The sequence below is a fragment of the 'Nostoc azollae' 0708 genome (assembly GCF_000196515.1).
Classification (GTDB): domain Bacteria; phylum Cyanobacteriota; class Cyanobacteriia; order Cyanobacteriales; family Nostocaceae; genus Trichormus_B; species Trichormus_B azollae.
The window spans coordinates 3951101-3973901 of sequence record NC_014248.1 but is presented as its reverse complement, the minus strand read 5'-3'; the positions used below and the strand labels follow the sequence as shown (position 1 = coordinate 3973901).

The following is a 22801-nucleotide window of genomic DNA, read 5'->3' as shown; positions in this document are numbered from 1 at the left end:
TGAATTTTTGAGGAATTATGACAGCAATACTTCAAGTTAATCGATCATCTGTCTTCGTTGTCAGTGGTGGAGCAAAGGGAATCACTGCTCAATGCACCATTAAATTAGCACAAAACCAACCTTGTACGTTTATTCTTTTGGGTCGTTCGGAAATTACCACAGAACCCGAATATACTCGTGATTTCTTAGAAGATGCAGCTTTAAAAAAACGCATCATGGAAAATTTGATTTCTCAAGGTGAGAAGCCAACACCCATGATGGTACAAAAGATATTTAATGAAATTAATTCCAGCCGAGAAATTAAGAAGACATTAGTAGCAATTGAAGAAGCAGGTGCAAAAGCTGAATATATCAGCGTTGATGTCACTGATACAATGGCTTTGCAAGACAAACTCAACAATACTGCTCAAAAGTTTGGTCAAGTTACAGGCATTATTCACGGTGCTGGTAACTTAGCTGATAAGTTAATTGAAAAGAAAACATCAGAGGATTTTGAGAAGGTTTACACTCCCAAGGTCCAAGGATTACAAAACTTACTTAACTGTATTAATCCTCAGCAATTACAGCATTTAGTTTTGTTTTCTTCTGTAACAGGTTTTTATGGGAATATTGGTCAAAGTGATTATGCGATCGCTAACGAAATTCTCAACAAATCCGCCCACAAAATTAAGCAAAATTATCCTCAATGTCATGTAGTGGCAATTAACTGGGGTGCTTGGGATAGTGGCATGGTGACACCACAATTAAAAAAAGCATTTGCAGAAAGAGGAATTGGTATTATTCCTGTAGGAACTGGCACGCAAATGTTAGTTAATGAACTGCATCCAGCCTATCAAAATAATAGCCAAGTTGTGATTGGTAGTCCCATGAAACTACCACCTATTCCTTTAGGTTCGGAACTCCGCAGCTATCGTATTAAACGGCGCATGACATTAGCAGAAAATCCATTTTTGCATGATCATACAATTGCGGGTTCACCAGTATTACCAGCCACCTGTGCTAAATCATGGATGGTGAATGGTTGTGAAGAAATTTATCCTGGCTATAGATATTTCAGTTGCCAAGACTTCAAAGTTTTGAAGGGAATTACCTTCAATTCAACCCTAGCTCATGAACATATTCTAGAAATACAAGAAGTTTCTAAAAGCGATGGTGAATTTGTTGAGTTTCAGACCAAAATATTGAGTAAAACACCTGAAGGCAGGACTCATTATCATTTCAGTTCTCTGATTAAACTGGTAAAAAATATGCCAGAAGCACCCATTTATCAATCAATGGATCTCAGAGAAGATAATATTGTCACCACCACAGGTAAAGGATTTTATCAAAATGGCGATTTATCCTTATTTCATGGACCAGCTTTCCAGGAAATTAGCAGAATTTTAAACATTAGCCCAGAGAAACTTACAGCCGAATGTTGTTGGCAAGAAATTACAGCCCAACAACAAGGACAGTTTCCCGTCAAATGGCACAATCCTTACATAATTGATGTGAGTACCCAAACCCTATGGTTATGGTTAAATCACTTCTATCAAGAAGTTTGTTTACCAGGACAATTAACATACTGTGAACAATATTTAGCCGTACCATTCAACATACCATTTTATGTTTCCTGTGAAATGATAGCTAAAACCGACACTGGTGCAACCGTCAACTTCATTATCCACAGTCGTGAAAGAAAAATATATTCACGTATCTTAGGAGCAAAAGCCGTCATTTGGCCAATGAAAATGTTAAATAAGAAGTAAACAGGGGACTGGGGAAGTAATTTTCCTAATGCCCAATGCCCAATAACTGAATAACCGCGATTGGGGGAATAGCGTAAATCCTAAAACACTGAGGAAATAACAATTTCCTTAACGTCTTATGCCCCAACGAGGATTTCAACAGTGGAAAAAATAGCCATCATTGGATTATCATGCCTCTTTCCAGATGCTACAAATCCTGAACAATTTTGGCAGAATCTCAGCGAAGAAAAAGACTCAACTTCTGATATTAGTGTTGCCGATTTAGGTTTAGACCCTGGCATATTCTACGATTCTCACAAAGGTACACCGGAAAAATTTTACTTTTTTAAAGGTGGATTTATCCGTAACTTTGACTTTAATCCTAGCGAGTACAATTTACCTATGGAATTTGTACAAAGCCTGGACAATACTTTTAAATGGTCACTGTATGCAGCTAAACAAGCAATTGTTAACAGTAGCTATTGGGGAAATGAATCTGCACTCTCTCAATGCGGCCTAATTTTAGGAACTCTCGCTTTACCAACCAAAGTATCTAATCAATTGTTTGCTCCCATTTATCAGCAAACGATTGAACCTGCTATTGGTGAACTTTTACAGGAAAAAGATTTCCATTTAGCAGGTGTACCCACCGCAGCCAAAGCATCACCATATAATGCAATGGTTTCCGGTTTACCTGCTGCCATAATTTCCCGTGCATTTGCTCTTTCTGGAACTCATTTCTGTATAGATGCTGCCTGTTCATCATCATTTTATGCCATTAAATTAGCATCCCATTATCTGCAATCCGGCAAAGCAGATTTGATGTTAGCTGGTGCTATTAGTTGCTCAGATCCGTTGTTTGTCAGAATGTTATTTTCGGGTATTCAAGGATATCCAGAAAATGGCATTAGTCGTCCTCTAGACAAGTCATCACGTGGGTTAATTACCTCCGAAGGAATAGGAATGGTAATGCTCAAAAGATACAGTGATGCTGTGCGAGATGGAGACAAAATTTTAGCAACAATCTGCGGTAATGGTCTATCTAATGATGGTAAAGGGAAGCACCTCCTCAGTCCTAATGCTCAAGGACAAACTCTGGCATACCAAAGAGCTTTTACTGAGGCTAAACTTAACCCCAAAACCATTGATTATTTAGAGTGTCACGCTACCGGTACTCTATTAGGAGATACCACTGAATCTAACTCTGTCCAAGGCTTTTTTGGTGAAAATCAAGCAGTGCCTTTGGTGGGTTCAGCTAAAGCAAATGTCGGTCATTTACTTGTTGCTGCTGGCATGGTGGGGATAACGAAAACGATTTTAAGTATGTCTCATAATGTTATCCCAGCCACTATTAATGTCAGCCAACCTATGGGTTCTGATAATAATGTTGTTTCGCCTCAAAACATTGTCAGAACCGCCACATCTTGGCCGAGTAAAGGAAGTAAGCACGTAGCTTTAAGCGCATTTGGATTTGGTGGAAATAACTCTCATTTAATTCTGGAACAGGGGGAAGTCAGCAAATGAGTATTCAAGAAAATAAGACCGCAAAAATGGTAATTGTCGGCATGGATGCCTTGTTTGGTGAATGTGATGGATTAGACGCTTTTGAAAGAAGTATTTACGATGGCAAACAGCATTTTATCCCCCTGCCAGAAAAAAGATGGCTTGGTGTTAATGAACAAGCAAAGCTACTGCAAGAGTATGGGTTAGAAGCAGGACAAGCACCAACAGGGGCGTATATTACAGATTTTGAAGTTGATACCTTAGCTTACAAAATTCCTCCCAGCGAAGTTGACAAAATCAACCCACAGCAGACTTTATTATTAAAAGTGTGCGATCGCGCCCTCAAAGATGGGAAAATTAAACCTAACGGTAATGTAGCGGTCATTGTCGCAGCAGACACAGAATTATCTGTACACCAGCTACAACAACGTTGGAACTCATCTTGGCAACTTAAAGACGGTTTGAATGGGGCAGAAATTTCTTTACCACCAGAAAAGATCAGCCAATTAGAAACCATCATCAAAGATAGTATTCACCATCAAGTAGAGCTTAGTGAATATCTCAGTTATGTTGGCAACATCATGGCCAGTCGCATTTCATCCCTATGGAATTTCTCTGGACCCTCCTTCACTATTAGTGCAGTAGAAACTGCCACTTTTAAAGCCTTAGAACTAGCAGAAATGCTACTAGCTACCAACGAAGTAGATGCAGTAGTAGTGGGTGCCGTTGACTTAGCAGGTGGTGTCGAAAACGTCTTACTCCGCAGTCAATTAGGAAAACTAAATACAGGTATCAATACCTTAAGTTTTGACCAAAAAGCCGACGGTTGGACAGTAGGAGAAGGTGCAGGTGCAATTGTCCTCCAGCGACATGATACAGCATTGCAAAATAATCAACGCATCTATGCAGTAATTGATGGCATCGGTATCGGTCAATCTCCCTCAATGGCCATAGATGCTACTACCATCAACCAAGTATGTCAACAAGCTTTTCAACAAGCAGGAATTCAACCGACAGAAGTCAACTATTTAGAAGTCTGCGGTAGTGGAATTCCCGCAGAAGACCAAGCCGAAATTAACGGTATCCTCCAAGCGTATCCCCCCGTTAGAGATGGTTTACACTGCGCCATTGGTAGCGTCAAAGCCAATATAGGTCATACCTTTGTCGCTTCAGGAATAGCTAGTTTAATTAAAACCGCACTAAGTCTTTACCACAGATATATTCCCGGAACTCCTCAATGGTCTGGTGTCAAAACACCGCAAGTATGGGAAGGTAGTCCCTTCTACGTCGTTACTGAATCCAGACCTTGGTTTTCACAAAGAGAAGTCAAATGTAGAATATCAGCCATTAATAGTATTGGCTGTGACGGCTCTTTTAGCCATGTTATCTTATCAGAGGAAACCCAACAACAAGAACGCAGCAGTAGATATTTAGAATCAAGACCTTTTCATCTGTTACCCATTGGCGCTGATGATCAATCTAGCTTATTTGCAGCACTGGAAAATTTGCAGCAAACAATTGAAAATTCTGATTCTCTCAAAGATATTGCTAGTCAAACATTTGTCAAATTTCAACAGCATTCTCAGGCAAAATACACACTCTCCCTCACTGGACGCAACCAAAAAGAATTACTCAAAGAAATTAACTCAGCTAAAAAAGGTGTAGCTAATGCCTTTGAAAACGGCAAAGATTGGCAAACTCCTATAGGCAGTTATTTTACACCTAAACCACTGGGTAAAGATGGAGAAATCGCCTTTGTTTATCCCGCTGCTGTAAATTCTTATCTCGGTATTGGTCGTACCCTCTTCCATCTATTTCCTAAAGCCTTTGATGATGTAATCGTCAAAAGTCTTTACGAACGTGCTGCGGATGTCGAAAAACTAGTATTTCCTAGAAGTCTGAGTAAATTATCAACTCGACAATTAGAAACCCTAGAAAAGAAATTGTTCGATGACTCTCTGGCCATGTTTGAAGCAGAAGTACTTTTTACCAGACTCATTTCCACAATTATCACCGATGATTTTCAAATCAAACCCAAATATATTTTTGGATATAGCTTAGGTGAAACTAGCATGATGGTTGCTCAAGGAGTATGGAGCAATTTTTATGAAGTAAGTAACACCTTTAACTCATCAGCTTTGTTTGGAGATAGATTATCAGGTCCCAAAAATGCTGTGCGTGAGCATTGGGGACTACCAAAAGTTTCTGAGACTTCAGACAATAATTTCTGGAGCAATTACGTTCTCATGGCCAGTCCAGAACAGGTCAGAGAGTGTTTAAAAAATGAAACTCGCGTCTACCTAACACAGATTAATACATCAGAAGAAGTATTAATTGCCGGTGGACCAGCAGCTTGTAAGCGCGTCATTAAAACTCTTGGTTGTAACGCTTTTCCTGCACCTTTTGATCATGTAATTCATTGTCAAGCAATGCAATCAGAATTTCAAGAACTGGAAAAACTCTACACCTTACCAGCGCAAACAATCCCCGGTATTACTTTTTATTCTGCTGCTGAATATCAACCAACCACACTTCATAGTGAACAGATTGCTTACAACATTGCCAAAGGATTATGTCAGCAACTCGACTTTCCCCGCTTAGTTAATCGCGTCTACGCTGACGGAGCAAAAATCTTTATTGAAGCAGGTGCTGGTGGTATTTGTTCCCGCTGGATAGATAAAAATCTGGGCAATCAAGAACACATCAGTGTATCCCTCAACCGACGCGGAATAGATGATCATACTTCACTGGTTAAAGCACTGGCAAAATTGCTTAGTCATGGAGTGAATTTGAACTTATCTCCACTGTATAATCTATCTCCAGAAACTGCAAAGAAAAATAAAGCAACTCTGAAGAAAGTTACGTTAGGTGGTAATTCCATAACTGCGGCAATTTTGAGTGAAGAGAACCGTCAGATTTTCCAGAAATATCCTCAGTTAAAGCAACAGCAAATAATTCCTAATTACCGAGAGTATAAAATTATCAATTCCCTACAACCTCCGGTAAAAATTACTCCTAACGATATTTACTCTCAACCAATTTTTCAACCAGAAAAAATAACCATGAAAACGCTCATGCCTAACGGTTTGAAACCAGGAGATAAACTACAATCTTCTGAGTTAACTGGCACTGAAACCCCATCAACTCAAAAAACTACTCACAAAATCCAGATGAATGATTTAAAAATAGCTCAGTATCAAAAACTGAGTATAAATAATTCAAAATTAACACAAGCTCATACCACCTTCCTAGAAGCTAGACAGGATTTTAGTCAACAAATGAGTAAAATAATTCAACTGCAATTAGCTTGCGCTCAAAACTTACTCAGCGAAGAGAAATAAATCATTAATTCTCGTTCCTAGCCTCCGGTAGCTGGGAACGCAATTCCAGCGGTTCTACCTCTACTAATTTCCAGCATTAGTAGCCCTAAAAAAAGATTCCTTGCTAGAGCAAGGAACAAGTAAAACCATTGCTTACAACTTGAGGAACAACTACCTTGACAACACTCGATACGGTACTAAATAAACATGGTAATGGACTTAGCTTTTCCACATTCTCCAACCATCAGAACCAAATTTGGAGAGGTTCATTAGATTGTATAGCATTTGAACAAAATGCCATTAAAGATAAATTACTCTCATTAGATAAACCGTGTTATATAGTTAGAGTAGCAGATAACATAGGCGTTACTAACGATGGTTATTTAACACCTGCTGACAACGCTTCATCAGCACAAGTAGAACTACTAATATCACTTCCACCTTTACAACTGCAACAATTTGGCGACCCCAACTTTCTGACAGTTCATGCTGTCCAATATGCCTATATGACTGGTGCAATGGCAGGTGGTATTGCTTCCGAAGAAATGGTAATTGCAGTAGGAAAACAAAAACTTTTAAGTTCTTATGGTGCAGGTGGTTTAACTCCAGACCGGATAGAAACCGCTATTAATCGCATTCAAGAAGCCTTACCTCATGGACCTTATGCTTTTAATTTAATTCATAGTCCTAACGAACCAGCAATAGAACACCGCGCCGTAGAATTATATCTCAAATATCAGGTAAGAACAGTAGAAGCATCTGCATTTTTAGACTTAACTCCTAACATCGTTTATTATCGAGTGGCTGGACTAGGTTTAAATGCAAATAGTCAAATCGAAATCAAAAATAAAGTCATTGCTAAAATCTCCCGTCGTGAAGTTGCAACTAAATTCTTGCAACCAGCACCCGTTAGAATTCTCAAAGATTTAATTCAGCAAGGACTAGTTACTGAATTACAAGCAAATCTAGCCAGTCAAGTCCCAATGGCCGATGATATTACCGTAGAAGCTGATTCTGGTGGTCATACGGATAATCGTCCCTTGGTGTGTTTGCTCCCTTCGATAATTAGTTTACGGGATGAAATTCAAGCACAATATCAATATGAAAAACCCATAAGAATTGGAGTAGCTGGAGGAATTGGTACACCAGAATCAGCCTTAGCAGCTTTTATGATGGGTGCTGCCTATATCGTTACTGGTTCAATTAATCAATCATGCATTGAATCGGGAGCTTGTGACTACACAAAAAAATTATTAGCTCAAGCAGAAATGGCAGATATGATGATGGCTCCAGCAGCAGATATGTTTGAAATGGGAGTCAAATTGCAAGTTCTCAAACGCGGAACAATGTTTCCCATGCGGGCGCAGAAACTATATGAATTATACCGCACTTATGACTCAATTGAAGATATTCCCTTAGCCGAAAGAGAGAAGTTAGAAAAACAAATCTTCCGTAGGAAGATCGCCGAAGTTTGGGAAGGAACAGCTGCTTATTTATCCCAAAAAAATCCTGAGAAATTGGGTAAAGCGGTCAATAATCCTAAATTAAAAATGGCTTTAATTTTTCGCTGGTATTTAGGTTTATCTTCCCGTTGGTCTAGCACCGGTGAAAAAGGTCGAGAAGTAGATTATCAAATTTGGTGCGGTCCCGCTATGGGTGGTTTTAACGACTGGGTGCGCGGCTCATATCTAGCAGAACCGCAAAATCGTCATGTTGTTGATGTTGCTCATCACATAATGTTGGGAACAGCATTCTTATATCGCATTCAAAACTTGAAAGTTCAAAGTTTGCAAATCCCTAATAACTACAGTCAGTATCGCCCACTTCGTTCTACGTTGGAGATGTAAAAATGAATTTAAGACCTGCTTATACTGCTGAAGATATTAAAGCACTCATGGTCTCTAATCTGGCTGAATTTATCGGAGTTACACCAGAAGAAATTGACGTTCAAGAACATTTAGAGAACTATGGTTTGGACTCAGCCCAAGCTATGATTATTATCAGTAAATTGGAGCAATTACTAGGTTTTAAACCCTCTCCAGTTTTACTTTGGCATTACCCAACTATTGCTGCACTTTCTCAACGTTTATCTGAAGAAGTACCAGGAGAATCCCAGTTACAAGATACACCATCTGGAAGAGTTAGCACTGTAAATATTGCTCCTCCTTTCCTAGATTTAGGTGCTGAAGCTGTACTTGACCCCACTATTCAACCAGTTGGTAATGCTGCTGTTTCTGTCAGCAATCCCAAAAACATCTTTTTAACTGGCGGAACAGGTTATTTAGGTGCTTTTGTAATTAAGGAAATCTTAGCAGAAACCCAAGCAATTATCTATTGTTTGGTGCGTGCTGCTGATGTTGCCGAAGGTAAGAGCAAGTTAGAAAAAAATCTCCAACAGTATGCAATTTGGGATGATAAATATAGTTCCCGAATTATCCCCATTGTTGGTGATTTAGCACAGCCAATTTTAGGTATTGGTGCAGAAGAGTTTGAAAATCTAGCTGCTAATATTGATGTTATCTATCATAGTGCTGCTTTGCTGAATTATGTTTATCCTTATTCAGCCTTAAAAGCAGCTAATGTTTTAGGAACTCAGGAAGTTTTGCGTTTAGCTTGTAAAACCAAAGTTAAGCCTTTACATTATGTTTCTAGTGTTGCTGTTTTTGAGTCAACTGCGTATGCTGGTCAGGTTGTTAAAGAACAGGATGATTTTCATGATTGGCAAGGAATATTCCTTGGTTACTCTCAAACTAAATGGGTAGCAGAAAAGTTAGTGAAAATTGCCAGTGACCGAGGAGTTCCTGTTACTATCTATAGACCACCATTGATTTCTGGAGATAGCAAGACAGGTATTTGTAATACCCATGATTTTATTAATTTGATGATCAAAGGCTGTCTACAAATGGGATATTTCCCTGATGTAGATTATATGTTAGATATGTCTCCTGTAGACTATGTGAGCAAAGCTGTTGTTTATCTATCACGTCAGGAAACATCAATTGGTAAGGCATTCCATCTACAACATCCCCAACCAGCTTCTTTAAAATCCCTGGTGGAATGGATACGCACTTTTGGCTTTTCACTGGAGATGATTCCTTACCAACAATGGCAAGCAGAGTTAATCAATAATGTGACTTCTCAAGAAAATCCTTTATACACTCTGCGACCATTTTTATTAGAGCGTTGGTCTGATGAAAAAATCACCATTCCTGATTTGTATTTACAAGCTAGAAGACCAATCATTAGCTGTGAAGAAACTCTCAAAGCATTGAAAGAGACTTCCATAATTTGTCCTCCAATTGATTCTCAATTATTAATCACTTACACTTCTTATTTAATGCAGACAGGTTTCCTCAGTCTTGGATAAATATATTGATGTCGATGCTAGAAAAGAGTGGTTGATTTAAAGCAATAAATGTAAGAGTTCAGGAGTCAGGAGTCAGAATATTTGAGAAATTGGTTAATTATCAAATAGGTATTTTTGGCGTTAGCCTGAAATACCTGACTACTGATGGCTGTTCGCGTAGCATGCCGTTAGGCATTAGCTGAATGCTTACCAATAAATCAGTTGCAGAATATAATTTTATTTCTTGTTAACTTATTTTTCTTTATTCATCACTCTCTACTCAGCTAGATTCAATTAATATTACTTATGGTGAATTTCACCAAAACTTCGACATGAAAATAAAAGATCAAGAACAGTATAAGAGAACTGCTCTGATTACTGGTTCTGCCAGTGGAATAGGCTACGAGTTAGCCTGTATTTTTGCTTCCAAAAATTACAATCTCGTATTGATAGATAGAAATGAGTTAAAACTTCTAGAAATAGCTTCTGATTTCCAGATAGAATATACTATTTCCGTGATAACTATTGTTAAAGATTTATCTATATCCACATCTCCTGAAGAAATTTTTGCTGAATTAAAACAAGTGGGTGTTCAAGTTGATGTCTTGGTGAATAATGCCGGATTTGGAACTTATGGTTTATTCAATGAAACCAGTCTCAAGAATGAATTAGAAATGTTACAGGTAAATTTAGTTTGTCTAACCCATTTAACTAAGTTATTCCTCAAGGACATGGTGGTGCGGGGTAAGGGAAAAATCTTAAATGTTGCTTCGGCTGCTGCTTTTCAACCAGGCCCTTTAATGGCGGTTTATTTTGCGACCAAAGCCTATGTTTTATCGTTTTCTGAAGCTATTGCTAATGAGTTAGAAGGGACAGGTGTGACGGTGACTGTTCTTTGTCCAGGCTCAACAGTTTCTGCGTTTCATGAACGCACAGGAATGGCAGATTCTAAGCTAGTTAAGGGTCAAAAAATGATGGATGCTGAAACTGTGGCTCTAATTGGTTATGATGCTTTAATCCGTGGAAAGACGATTGTTATTCCCGGACTTTTAAATAAAATTCTGGCAAAAAGTGTCAGATTTTTTCCTAGAAACCTCGTGACAAGAATTGTCAGAACTATGCAGGAAGATAAATAATAATTTAGAAGTTTGTATTGACTCCTGACTCCTGACTCCTGACTCCTGACTCCTGACTCCTGACTCCTGACTCCTGACTCCTGACTCCTGAATTCTTACATTATCAGATCCCCAATTGCTCTAAGAAATTGGGGATTTTGTTGTTCACTTAGTGCTACTTAACGGGACTTAAACAAAAACCAGGCCCCAATGTAGCCCAAACTGGCTTGATAAGAAGGAAACACGTCCGGATTCCAGTTGAACCAATCAATAAATAGAAAAGATATGGCTGTTCTCAACGGTTCTAAAGCTGCAGTAAAAGTATTCAAAGGTTTCTTAGCCCACCTTGGTCTTAATCCTCCAGTCCACTGATGGCAAAGAATAAAAGTGTAGGCACAGCAAACTAAAATAAAATGGCGCAGTAAACTGCTGTTATCTCCAACTTGATATTCTTTGAGTCCTAACCATCCCTTGGCTTCCCTGTAAACAAGTTCTACCCAATTTCTTTGACAATATGTATCAACTATCCATTGGGGTGTGACAATTGATGAAGAAATATTGGTAATCAAGTAGTCCATATCAGTGGCTTAAGAGAAAGTAGAAGCCTTGATGACGATAGCAATATTACCCCTTCCAGTTAAGGGTGATATTTCTACTTCTTTAGTTACTACCCATAATGTTTTGGGTTTATCTAACTCCAGTTGAATTTCTGTAAAAGCCTCTTGGGGTAAACTTTGTGCTAATTCATCTAACCTAATTATTTGTGGACTATCCTCTTGGTCACTGGCAAGGACTTTGGGATTTTTAGCTAATCCTCCTCAATACTTTCAATTCCGATTTTCTATCTTTAATAAGAAAGATGTATTTTAGATATGTGGCCATATCCAGGATCTATAATTAGTATTCCTGGTTGATAACCACGGCTTAAGGTCAGATCTATTAATTTAATTCCTAACTCAGGTTTCTTCTCAAATATAGGGTCTTGTTTCCCTTTGGGTCAAGAATCACCGTGGTGATATAACTCTATATCTAATGGTAAGCTTTTACTACCATCATATAGATGTGTTGTTACTACTACTATTCCATTATCCCTTTTCCCAATTTCTCCAATATATTTTCTTCCTACTCCATCCCTAAAATTCCCCCTTTTCCTATGGACAGAATCATCAATTATTAAGCTAAATCCTCTGGTGATTCTCCTCTGACTACACTTGTTCATAATCTCTAACCGACGGTCATTGACTTGGGAACTGGACCAAGGTGCTTCAGTTAAAAGTGGTGTAATCGGTGGTAAGTCACCCCTAGGGCATTCTCTGCCATTTTAAATAGGTTTTTTCTCTCACTTTCACCCAATCATTCCCCTAAATCATGTCCGAACTCTCTCTTTTGCGCTTTATTGAGTAAATACATAATGAAGTGTTTGAGACCATCTTTCAAACCATGGTGCCATTGCTGGGGCAGTGGTTTCTTTCATCAGCTTCTTTTAACGTGAAAGCTACACCGAAACCGCACTATACTCCTTTTTACTCTTAACTTTTGTTTCAGTCCCGTTAATAGGGTTTCGTTGGAAACCAGATTCTCCACCACTAGTAAACGAGTGTTCCCAACTTCCTCCAGAAGCAGTTGACTAATTATTGAGGTCAAATTTTCCACTTCCTTCTGGTGTTACGGCAATTTTATAGACTTTAACAGGTTTTCCGTTATTATTCCAAATTAAGGGTAAATCTGGTTAAATTTGTTCTGGTTGTACACCATTAATTTGCAGAAAATAGGCATCTTGTCCTTTGGCTTCACCATTGCCAAATACTTTAGCAATTCCTTTTTCACCAATAGCAACAAAAGTACCTTCTTCTAAACCAATAGCAAAAACGGAAAATCTATTGGTATCATGAACTAATCTCGCCATAAGTCCAAGAATTCTCCCATATCTGCTTTCTGGATAGTTTCTGTTAATTCTGGCTAAATGTGTGTCGATAATAAAATTTTTTAGAAATGGAACTTTAATAAAATCACTGCGATAAATATCTTTTGTCTTGTGGTGAAATGGGTCATTCAAAATTTCTGAACTCTGCAGACCTTGATGGGAAGGTAAATAATAGTAATCTACCAATATTGCCATGCCGGTGCTAGTGCCAGCTACAGGAACTTTTCTTTGATTAATCAAGAAATCAATTGTGTCTTCTACGGCTGTTCCTTCCCAATAATCTTCATAGGTATTTTGAGCTCCTCTAGCTATAAATAGTGCGTCTGCGTCGCGAATGTATTTGATAAATTCTGGATCATTGGCTGCTTCTCTACTGTCAATAGAAAGAAAGTTCAGCGGCTGAACTAATGAAATCTCTATAGTTATCACAAATCCAATCAGCTTGTCTGCCAACTCCACCGGAACAAAGCACTAAATAATTGCCCCAATCTGCTCTTTTGATAAACCATTTAGTGCTGAACCTTCTCCAGATTTCTTACCTTATGTACCACTAATTAAGAGAATGCCAGGTACTGGTTTTGCTGGTATACTATTGACTTTACCGCATTCTCTAATATATTTAAAGTCTCGTCTTGCCATAAACATTACCTTTGTTATTTATTGACAATGACAAATCCTGAGAACCTTTGATGTTCAAAAAATACATTTTTCTAAATCTTTAACACTAAATGTTTAACAATGGTACAAAATATGCGTTATCAAGGACAGGAGTGATATCAAGTCCGGTTAATTAACAATTTTTTTCCTGTTCTCTGTTTCCTGATCTGTTGTTGGAAAATGCACTACAGGTGATAGCTCACCAATACTAAAGCATTGTCGTAATCTATACAGGATATTTGTTTCAGCTAACCATCCCACCTATCACAAAGCTAATTCACCACAGACTTTAATGGCTGTGATATTATAAGAGACTGCTACATCCATTTAGAAAAAATAGAAATTTAATCGATCATGGCTCTGACGCAACGGCGCAAACAAGAACTCATCTCTGGCTTCCAAGTGCATGAAACCGATACCGGTTCTGCGGATGTCCAAATCGCTATGTTGACTGATCGGATCAACCGCCTCAGCCAACACCTCCAGGCTAATAAGAAAGATCATTCTTCCCGGAGAGGATTATTGAAGATGATCGGACAACGTAAGCGTCTTCTGGGTTATATCCAGAAGGACAATCGGGAAAAATATCAAGCTTTGATCGCTCGTCTCGGTATTCGTGGTTAGGAAGTCACGCTTATGCCTGCTGAAGAATCAGAACGCAGTCGTTTACCTTTTGAGCCAAACAAAAAGCGTCAAAAACCTGCAAAAGCTAAAAGTCAATCCGTAGTCAAAGAACTGGAATCAAGCCAAAAACAGCAAAAACAGCCACCTTTTAACAAGGAAGAAATGGCGATTCCTAAAGTCGTCAGCCAGCGAATGATCCGCAGAGTGGCTGCATTTTGTGGTATACCCACATCTTTAGGTATTGCAAGTTTAGTGGCTAGTTATCTGCTGCTTGCCTACGCTCATATCCAATTACCTCCCATCACTGTTTTATTGGTGAATATGGGATTATTTGCTTTAGGGGTGTTGGGGATAACTTATGGTGTTCTTTCTGCCTCTTGGGATGAAGAAAGACCTGGTAATATAATTGGCTTGAGTGAGTTTAGTACCAATTGGGGACGGATGGCCGAAGTTTGGCGTGAGACGAGAAAAAAGAACGTCTGATCAGCGGCGCTCAGGTATCTTTACATAACTGCAATATTGGGTAAATTGGCGAATGAATGTTGAAGTTGAATTTTTATCACTTCAACATAAATTTTAAGAGTTTTAAAATTCTTAAAATTGTATCATGTCTTATTTATACCCAATATCCTGCAAAAGTGCCTGGCGCTACATTTTTTATATATTTTTTCACTTAATTATAAATTCCAGTAGGCAAAAATCAAGTCAACATTCCTGAGTCGGTAAATAATTTACGTAAGCATTCAGCTAATGCCTAACGGCATGCTACGCGAACAGCCATCAGCAGTCAGGTATTTCAGGCTAACGCCAAAAATACCTATTTGATAATTAACCAATTTCTCAAACATTCTGACTCCTAACTTCTGACTAATTTACTTAAAAAATACAGGGATTTTAAAATGATTGTTGTCATGAAAATCGGTTCTCCACAGGCAGAAATAGACCGTATGAGTCAGGAACTAATTAGCTGGGGTTTAACACCAGAAAAAATCATTGGACAACATAAAGTAGTAATTGGTTTAGTAGGTGAAACTGCTGATTTAGATCCGCTACAAATTCAGGAACTCAGTCCATGGATTGAGCAAGTGTTACGAGTGGAAGTACCATATAAAAGAACTAGTCGTCAGTTTCGCCATGGGGAAGCTTCTGAGGTGGTGGTGAATACTCCCAACGAGGATGTGGTGTTTGGTGAACATCATTCCTTAGTAATCGTTGCTGGCCCCTGTTCGGTGGAAAATGAAGAAATGATTGTGGAGACAGCGCGGCGTGTAAAAGCTGCTGGTGCTAAATTTTTACGAGGTGGTGCGTATAAACCCCGGACTTCCCCTTACGCTTTTCAAGGTCACGGTGAAAGTGCTTTGGAATTGTTAGCTAAGGCGCGGGAAGTGAGTGGACTAGGAATAATTACGGAAGTGATGGATGGGGGTGATTTGGAAAAAATCGCCGAGGTTGCGGACATGATTCAGGTTGGGGCGAGAAATATGCAGAATTTCTCCCTGCTCAAACAGGTCGGGTCGCAATCGAAACCCGTGCTGTTAAAACGCGGAATGGCGGCAACAATTGAAGATTGGTTAATGGCGGCTGAGTATATTTTGGCGGCGGGTAATCCCAATGTGATTTTGTGTGAACGAGGAATTAGAACTTTTGACCGTCAGTATACGCGCAATACTCTGGATTTATCAGTTGTGCCAGTGTTAAGAAAGCTGACCCACCTGCCCATTATGATTGATCCTAGTCATGGTGTGGGTTGGTCTGAGTTTGTACCTTCGATGGCGATGGCAGCGATCGCAGCTGGTACAGATTCTCTCATGATTGAGGTACATCCCAACCCCGCCAAAGCCTTATCTGATGGACCCCAATCTTTAACACCAGACCGATTTGATAAGTTAATGTCAGAATTGGCAGTAATTGGTAAAGTCATGGAACGCTGGCCACAAGCAGCACTTGTAGCAGTCTAATTCTCAGTTGACACTCTCCCGCTAACCTAACGGTATAGCGGGAGTCAAGAGTGCGACATTTAAGATAGATCCCCGGTTTCTTAAAGAAGTTGGGGATCTAGATTTGACACTCTCCGCGCTGTAGCTATGGAGATTCTTGGTTCAGCGAGTCCACTTAAATTAGACACCTTGCGAGATCCTTCGCTATCGCTTAGGACGCTTCGCTTCTAGCCCAGAGGTGGTTCTCTCCACGCCAGTTGCTTCAAGTCGCCTTTACTCCCGACTCCTGACTCCTGTAAATTACCTTCTTCTGGTTCTGCTACCAAAGCCAGAAGAACGGCTACCAGAACGTCCACCACTACCAAAACTGTTAGCAGAATTACGTCGGTTAGAGTTGGAGTTACCGGAAGGACGGAGGTTACTGCTACCAAAACCAGAACCCGTAGCTCGACCACTTGTATTTGTCCGTGGTGTCGTCGGAGTCGAGTTCCCAGATGACTTAATAGACCCTGTAGTGCGGAAAGCAGTCCGATTTCTGACGGCTGCGGGCGGTTCATTGTACCGAGTGCGATAGCTAGAAACTGCTTGGTCATAAGTAGAACCATATCCACCATAACCACTCATAATTCCACCAGGTTGATAAACAGGGGGAACATAGTATTGAGGTCTAAATAAAAGACTACCAATAGCCTGACCTGCTATGTTACCAGCCACAGCCCCTGCAAAAGGAGTCCAGAAGTTAGATTCTTGACGCACAACTACGGTTTCTCTTTGTCCCGTTTGGGGATTGGTTTTTGTCTCAGTGACATTATGAACGTACTCAATTTTAAAATCTTCCGTCAGGTACAAAGTCGGCTGGCGATTTTCTACCTTCAGGTAAGTTTTTTTACCTGCTTTGATTTCTTCATCTGTTAGCCTTGCCATTTGTAATTTTTCTGTGGCAAAGGTGGGAGGCTGACTACCAAGTAAAAACAGGGTATACTCCCCATTGGCATCGTTGTAAGTAGCCTGTTGTACATCATACTGTCCATCATTCAAGGTGGTGGGAGTAGAACTTTGGCTGACACCTTGAGTCGAAGAAGATATCTTTTGGTTTCCCCCACCACAAGCGACCGTTGTCAAGCATAAACTCAGGGCTAAACACACGATTGTGAATTTACGCATTACAGTTTTGATCATTGTATGATTGTCCTAATTTGTTAGCTATCATTGCGGATGGTTAGTCTGATAACTACAGACTAACCAAAAAGTTACAAGGGGATCAATTCCGGAAAATACTGCAGTAACTGATCGTTAGTCAATTCGTCACCTAACTGCGCCGGTGAAAAATGCACTTGGATGGCTCGGAGTCTATGTTTTTGGTGTAAATTGATTAAAGCTCTCAACCCTACTTTTAATGCTTGGATGTTAGAAAGGTCAGCTTCCAAATCTGGAACTTCTCCTTCGTAAGCCACTGTTAGCATTATCACTATGTTGCGGGTAATAGGAATAGATAAAGGTTCATCGAATCCAGAGGAAGAACTTAAATCGAGTTCAGCACCATATCTTTGGGCGGAATCAGTAAATAATTCATTGACATAATCCCCTGCTTCTCCTTCGTTCCAGAAGATATTTCCTTCGTTAGCTTCTGAGAGCCAATATTCATCATATCTGAGTAGAGTTTCGCAAATTTCTACCAATTCTTCTCCCAGAATTTCTAAATCCCCATCACAGTTAATTGCTTCCCGTGCAGCACGATTTAAAACTCCTAAAATTGGTGCTACTTCAGTTCCTGCTAAATGCAGAAATAGACGACAAACTACATACCGGGTTTTACCCATCATGCGGTTAAATAGATTGCTCATTTTTCTACTCCAGTTAATTGTTTTTTTAAGGATTCAGCAGTATGGCTATAGCTTGTGTGACGATGCATAAGTCATACGCCGAGCTATGCCTACGGTACACTATGTGTAGCTTGCTTCCCCTATGGTATGCTCTCAGGAAGCAGAAGGATCAGAAGAAAATAATTCCTCCATCTCCCCCATCTTCCTCATCTCCTCTACACCCCTTTCATCAATTACCATTAACTAATGAATGAAATAAAAACCTTGGACAAAATCTATTATCATCTTGAATGAAGGGATATTATATTCGGATTAGTTAGATATATTATCAACAGAACTACTACCAGGAGAACGATTCACAAATCGTTTGCCAAAGTTGGGGCTATCATAGATAGTCAAACTCTGGGCGCTAGAGTTTCTTAATATTGTTTGTGTGGGTGCTTTGAAGAAATTTAATTTTCCTGCTACTTATAGATTTTTTTCGTCTGTTTAATAAACTTAGATTTATTCATAGCTTCCTCTAACAGGAAGATGATTTTTTCTGCTAGTATGGGTGATTTAAAACTCCGGCTAGTCATTACTTCTTGACGAATTAAGTCTACCATTATGTGGATAATTGTTTGGGTGGCGGTGGCATCTCTAAAAGGAATAATTACCATAAAGGCTGTAGATAATAAAGCTTCATCGTTTTCTACTCGAAATGTGAAAATAGTCCGGCCATTGCTGTTTTCTACGCTGGGCGGTTGGATTAATCCCTCATATTCTCGGGAAATTTGGTAATAAGTACCAGCGATGACAAAGTTGGCTTCGTGTGCTTAGGGTAAGTCAACAATAATGCGAATTGTTGGTGCGGTAGTATTAAAGAACTATCGTAATTCATCCCCGTGGAAATTTTAAATAATTTTGTGATCGCCTGTGGGAGAAAGGTCAATCCATTCGCATCTTATACCTTTAATTTTCAAGCCAAACCGTGAGGTAGCATAAAGTATTGCACCAGTTAAAGTTGCTCCGGTTAAATCAGCACCAACCCATTCAACCTTAATCACTTTTGCTTGAGTAAAGTTAGCGTGGACTAAACTCCCGTTTGTTAAATTGGCATGACTTAAATCCGCCCATGCCAGGTTAGCTCCTCTTAAATCTGCCCAACGAAGATTAGCACCGCTTAAATATGAACCACTCAGGTTGGCCATGCAAAGATTTGCCTGTCTGAGTTCACTATCTCGTAAATTGGCACCACTCAGGTCTGAAGAAGTCATATCAGCGGCTTTGAGGTTACCCATTTCTAAGTTGGCTTCTCTGAGAGAACAACCTCTTAAGTTCGCTTCGCTGAATTAGCGCGACGGAGATTAGCCTGTCGCAGTGTGGCTTCTCGCAGATCGGCGCTGTTGAGGTTAGCTTCACACATATCAGTGCGACCGAAATCTGTGCGAATTAACTCGCCTCGAATTAAGGAAGCTTGACGCAGTTGCGTCCGTGTCATATCATCCGCACGAATTAAATTGGCAACATTGAGACTGGAGTTGTTAAGAATAGCCCCAGACAGATTTCCACCACTAAGTCTAGCTACATTTAGCTTGGCATAACTCAAATTAGCGTCAGCAAGATTGATGCCACTGAGATTAGCTACGCTTAAGTTTGCATTGCTGAGATTAACACCACTAAGTTTAGTGCCACTCAAGTTGACTTCAGCGAGGTCAGCACCGCTAAAATCTAAGACTCCTGTTGCATATTTTTCTAGTAATTCCTCTATAGTCATATATTTATCCCTTGGATGCCAACTTTATAAATTTATATAGTTGGAAAAGTATGCAGAAAATATGTAAAAGTTTAGTTATGAAGGGCAAAAATGAAAATTGGTATTTTAGGACTAGGACTGATAGGCGGTTCGTTAGGCTTGGATTTACGCTCCCAAGGACATCATCTCTTGGGAGTTAGCCGGCGTGAATCAACCTGTCAAAAAGCGCTTGATATCGGCAGTGTCGATCAAGCCTCTGTTGACTTGAAATTCTTAGCATCTGCCGATGTCATTTTTATTTGTACCCCCATAGGACTTATTGTGCCTCAAGTTGAACAGTTAATGGTTTATTTACCGATGAAGGCTATTATCACTGATGTAGGATCAGTAAAAGCACCTATAGTGGAGGCGGTTTCTCCCCTTTGGCAGAATTTCATTGGTGGTCATCCAATGGCGGGAAATACGGATGTAGGTATAGAAGCCGCACAGCGCAATTTGTTTGTAAATCGGCCTTATGTACTTACACCAATAGAGACAACGCCAAATAGAGCCATTACTATTTTGGAGGAAATTGTGCGATCGCTTGGTTCTATTATCTACCATTGCCAGCCAGAAAAGCATGATCGCGCCGTGAGTTGGATTTCCCATTTACCTGTGATGATTAGTGCCTCATTAACAGCAACCTGCTTAAGTGAAACCGATCCAGAAATTTTTCAATTAGCCCAAAACCTTGCTAGTTCAGGATTTCGGGATACCAGCCGTGTTGGAGCTGGGAATCCAGAATTAGGAGTGATGATGGCGCAATACAATCATCAAGCATTGCTACATTCACTGCAGCAATATCGTCAGAACCTAGATGAATTTATCGACTTAATTGAACAAGAAAAGTGGCAAATTTTAGAGGACAAGCTGAAGTTAAATCAACAGCAACGACCTAAGTTTCTTTAATCAAATGTAGAAGGAAGAGGTGACAGGTGACAGAAGGCAAGATGCAAGGGGTTATTCGTCCCTTAAACCCTTAAACTCTCACTCCTTCCACAAAGCAATTCCACCTAATAAGCCGGTGATATTAGGAATTAGCTTGACGTTCAAGGGTAAATTCATATTGACGCGCACAGCTTCACCACCACCGATGTAAAGAAAATCATAGTTAAATAGACGTTGCAAAGATGCGATCGCTTTTTGTAACCGCTTATTCCATTTTTTATCCCCAATTTTTTCTAACGCAGCACGTCCTAGTTGTTCTTCATAGGTTTCCCCTTTACGGAACGGATGATGTCCCATTTCCATATTGGGAACCAACTTTCCATCTACAAACAAAGCTGAACCAAAACCAGTACCCAGAGTAATTACCAATTCTACACCTTTACCTTTTATTCCCCCTAATCCTTGCATATCTGCATCATTAATTACTTTTACAGGTTTATTTAACTGTTCAGATAACGCTGTTGCTAAATCGAAATTCAGCCAACTAGCATCTAAATTCACTGCTGTTTCTGTAACTCCACACCGCACCACACCAGGAAAACCTACAGAAACCCGATGATACTCCCCTTGAGACGCAGCTAACACAGCAATGGCACCAATGACTACTTCAGGTGTTGCTGGATGGGGTGTTTCTAACCTTCCCCTCTCTGTTAACGGTTTTCCGGTGATATCTAAAACCATCGCCTTCACACCACTACCACCAATATCCACAGATAGGGTACGTACTGAACCGTTATCTTCCGTCATTGGAGTTTCTCCCATTTGCTGCTAGTTATTTGGCTATTATGCGCTGCCTAATTCCAGTCATTAGCAGATTTTTTGAGAGTCTTCAGCTTTTCGGTAAATATTCGGAATAGGGTCTATGGTGTGGGAGACTCATATCTTGCACCTCTGTGTACAAACCCAGGCGACCTAAAAATATGGGCGATAAGGCCACCTTATTTTTATTGGTTTTTATCGGTAAATCAAGGGTTTTGGTGAAATACTGTGTAATTTAATTGCATCAATTATTGTTGGTACAAGATCTGAGGAGAGAAAATTAGGAATTACAAATCACGAATTACCCCATATAGATTTGCTAGTGTAGAAGTAGTGCAGAACTTCCTGTGGCATAGCTATCTACTAAAATTTTTATCAGAGAAAGGATTATGAAGGCTTTTGAATCTAACAGCTTGCGTTCTTACAGCCAAGAAGAGGTGCAGCAAATACTGCAACTTGCGATCGCACGTCAAACTGATGATGGTGCTCAAGAATTTTCATATCAGCAAATCATCGAAATTGCTGCTGAGTTGCAAATATCATCAGAAGCTGTCAAACAAGCCGAATGTGATTGGATATTACAAAAAAGTGACGTTCAGCAACGAAAAGCTTTTGACCTTTACCGCCAAGGAAAATTTAAAAAACGCCTGGGTAATTATGCAATTATTAATGGTTTTGTGATACTTATAAACTTACTTGGTGGAACTGGTCTTACTTGGTCAATATACGTTTTACTGTTCTGTGGATTAGGAATTGTACTTGATATCTGGAATACCTTTCAAAGCAAAGGTGAAGAATATGAAAATGCATTCCAAAAATGGAAGCGTAAACATCAAATTAAACAAACTATTAACACAGTTGTGAATAAATGGTTTAAAGCGTTTCAACCATATTAATACTTGTCAGTTGCCAGTAGATAGAGGATTAATTACATAATTTAAGTAATTTTCATTGCAAAACCAAGTTTATATTTTTGTAAGGATTCAGGAGTCAGGAGTCAGAATGTTTGAGAAATTGATTAATTATAAAATAGGTATTTTTCGCGTTAGCCTGAAAAAGCTGACTGGTGATGGCTGTTCGCGTAGCGTGCCGTTAGGCATTAGCTGAATGCTTACAGATTTTCTCTAAAGATTAATATATTGATGAATATTATTTGCTGATAGATCACTAACATATGTTTCTCACTTTGTCCTGGCAATTTGACCAGTTTTTTAATTTGGGTTGTTATATAATCAGAAAAAGACCAATCATAAGACTCTTGTAATGTTCCTATTTTTAGGAAAACAAAGTGCGATTTCTCAAGGTTGAATATAATAAGTAATTCCCCAATCCCTACCAGGTTCA

General features: G+C 39.4%; 15 protein-coding genes and 2 pseudogenes. 11 read left to right on the top strand and 6 right to left on the bottom strand.

From position 1 onward, the window contains the following. Positions 1-17: 17 nt before the first annotated feature. The 6 genes from AAZO_RS18585 (at position 18) to AAZO_RS18560 (ending at position 11032) form a co-directional block, all read left to right on the top strand. Entirely contained in the window at positions 18-1748 is a 1731-nt protein-coding gene (locus tag AAZO_RS18585; protein WP_013192431.1) for an SDR family NAD(P)-dependent oxidoreductase, read from the top strand. Positions 1749-1889: 141 nt separating this feature from the next. After that, positions 1890-3251 (top strand): beta-ketoacyl [acyl carrier protein] synthase domain-containing protein, encoded by a 1362-nt coding sequence (locus AAZO_RS18580; protein ID WP_013192430.1) that lies wholly within the window; start codon positions 1890-1892, stop codon positions 3249-3251. Continuing rightward, positions 3248-6571: a PfaB family protein gene (locus AAZO_RS18575; RefSeq protein WP_013192429.1), complete on the top strand. Its 3324-nt coding sequence runs from the start codon at positions 3248-3250 to the stop codon at positions 6569-6571. Before AAZO_RS18580 ends, AAZO_RS18575 begins: the two co-directional genes overlap by 4 nt. Before the next feature lie 155 nt (positions 6572-6726). Next, complete coding sequence (locus tag AAZO_RS18570) at positions 6727-8397, top strand: PfaD family polyunsaturated fatty acid/polyketide biosynthesis protein (RefSeq protein WP_013192428.1); 1671 nt, start codon at positions 6727-6729, stop codon at positions 8395-8397. Between the two features lie 2 nt (positions 8398-8399). Beyond that, complete coding sequence (locus tag AAZO_RS18565) at positions 8400-9917, top strand: thioester reductase domain-containing protein (RefSeq protein WP_013192427.1); 1518 nt, start codon at positions 8400-8402, stop codon at positions 9915-9917. A gap of 311 nt (positions 9918-10228) precedes the next feature. Then, on the top strand, positions 10229-11032 hold the full coding sequence (locus AAZO_RS18560) for an SDR family NAD(P)-dependent oxidoreductase (RefSeq protein WP_013192426.1): 804 nt from the start codon (positions 10229-10231) through the stop codon (positions 11030-11032). A gap of 158 nt (positions 11033-11190) precedes the next feature. Here AAZO_RS18560 and AAZO_RS18555 read toward each other — a convergent pair. Both AAZO_RS18555 and AAZO_RS39175 read right to left on the bottom strand, forming a co-directional pair. After that, a pseudogene (locus AAZO_RS18555) lies at positions 11191-12485 on the bottom strand (IS701 family transposase). Positions 12486-12740: 255 nt separating this feature from the next. Then, on the bottom strand, positions 12741-13388 hold the full coding sequence (locus tag AAZO_RS39175) for a type 1 glutamine amidotransferase family protein (RefSeq protein ID WP_228371281.1): 648 nt from the start codon (positions 13386-13388) through the stop codon (positions 12741-12743). 558 nt (positions 13389-13946) lie between these two features. Here AAZO_RS39175 and rpsO point away from each other — a divergent pair. The 3 genes from rpsO to aroF all read left to right on the top strand — a co-directional run bounded on the left by rpsO (position 13947) and on the right by aroF (position 16174). Continuing rightward, complete coding sequence (gene rpsO / locus AAZO_RS18545) at positions 13947-14216, top strand: 30S ribosomal protein S15 (RefSeq protein WP_013192423.1); 270 nt, start codon at positions 13947-13949, stop codon at positions 14214-14216. 12 nt (positions 14217-14228) lie between these two features. Next, the gene (locus tag AAZO_RS18540) at positions 14229-14699 is read left to right on the top strand and encodes a PAM68 family protein (RefSeq protein ID WP_013192422.1); all 471 of its coding nucleotides are present in this window, start codon (positions 14229-14231) and stop codon (positions 14697-14699) included. Positions 14700-15115: 416 nt separating this feature from the next. Beyond that, on the top strand, positions 15116-16174 hold the full coding sequence (gene aroF / locus AAZO_RS18535) for a 3-deoxy-7-phosphoheptulonate synthase (RefSeq protein WP_013192420.1): 1059 nt from the start codon (positions 15116-15118) through the stop codon (positions 16172-16174). A 279-nt stretch (positions 16175-16453) separates the two neighbouring features. On the opposite strand, the gene AAZO_RS18530 is transcribed toward aroF, so the two are convergent. From AAZO_RS18530 to AAZO_RS18520, 3 genes and pseudogenes are all read right to left on the bottom strand, one after another. Next, a complete protein-coding gene (locus AAZO_RS18530) occupies positions 16454-17332 on the bottom strand; it encodes a hypothetical protein (RefSeq protein WP_013192419.1) in 879 nt (292 codons plus the stop codon). Between the two features lie 71 nt (positions 17333-17403). Then, positions 17404-17997, bottom strand: a complete 594-nt coding sequence (locus tag AAZO_RS18525; RefSeq protein ID WP_013192418.1) for a DUF1517 domain-containing protein — start codon at positions 17995-17997, stop codon at positions 17404-17406. A gap of 222 nt (positions 17998-18219) precedes the next feature. Continuing rightward, positions 18220-19732 (bottom strand): annotated as a pseudogene (locus tag AAZO_RS18520) (pentapeptide repeat-containing protein). A gap of 90 nt (positions 19733-19822) precedes the next feature. On the opposite strand from AAZO_RS18520, the gene AAZO_RS18515 reads away from it, so the two are divergent. Continuing rightward, positions 19823-20659, top strand: a complete 837-nt coding sequence (locus AAZO_RS18515; protein ID WP_013192417.1) for a prephenate/arogenate dehydrogenase — start codon at positions 19823-19825, stop codon at positions 20657-20659. A 78-nt stretch (positions 20660-20737) separates the two neighbouring features. On the opposite strand, the gene AAZO_RS18510 is transcribed toward AAZO_RS18515, so the two are convergent. Continuing rightward, complete coding sequence (locus AAZO_RS18510) at positions 20738-21445, bottom strand: ROK family protein (protein WP_013192416.1); 708 nt, start codon at positions 21443-21445, stop codon at positions 20738-20740. Positions 21446-21846: 401 nt separating this feature from the next. Here AAZO_RS18510 and AAZO_RS18505 point away from each other — a divergent pair, with 401 nt between their 5' ends. Beyond that, on the top strand, positions 21847-22353 hold the full coding sequence (locus tag AAZO_RS18505) for a 2TM domain-containing protein (RefSeq protein WP_013192415.1): 507 nt from the start codon (positions 21847-21849) through the stop codon (positions 22351-22353). Positions 22354-22801: the final 448 nt, after the last annotated feature.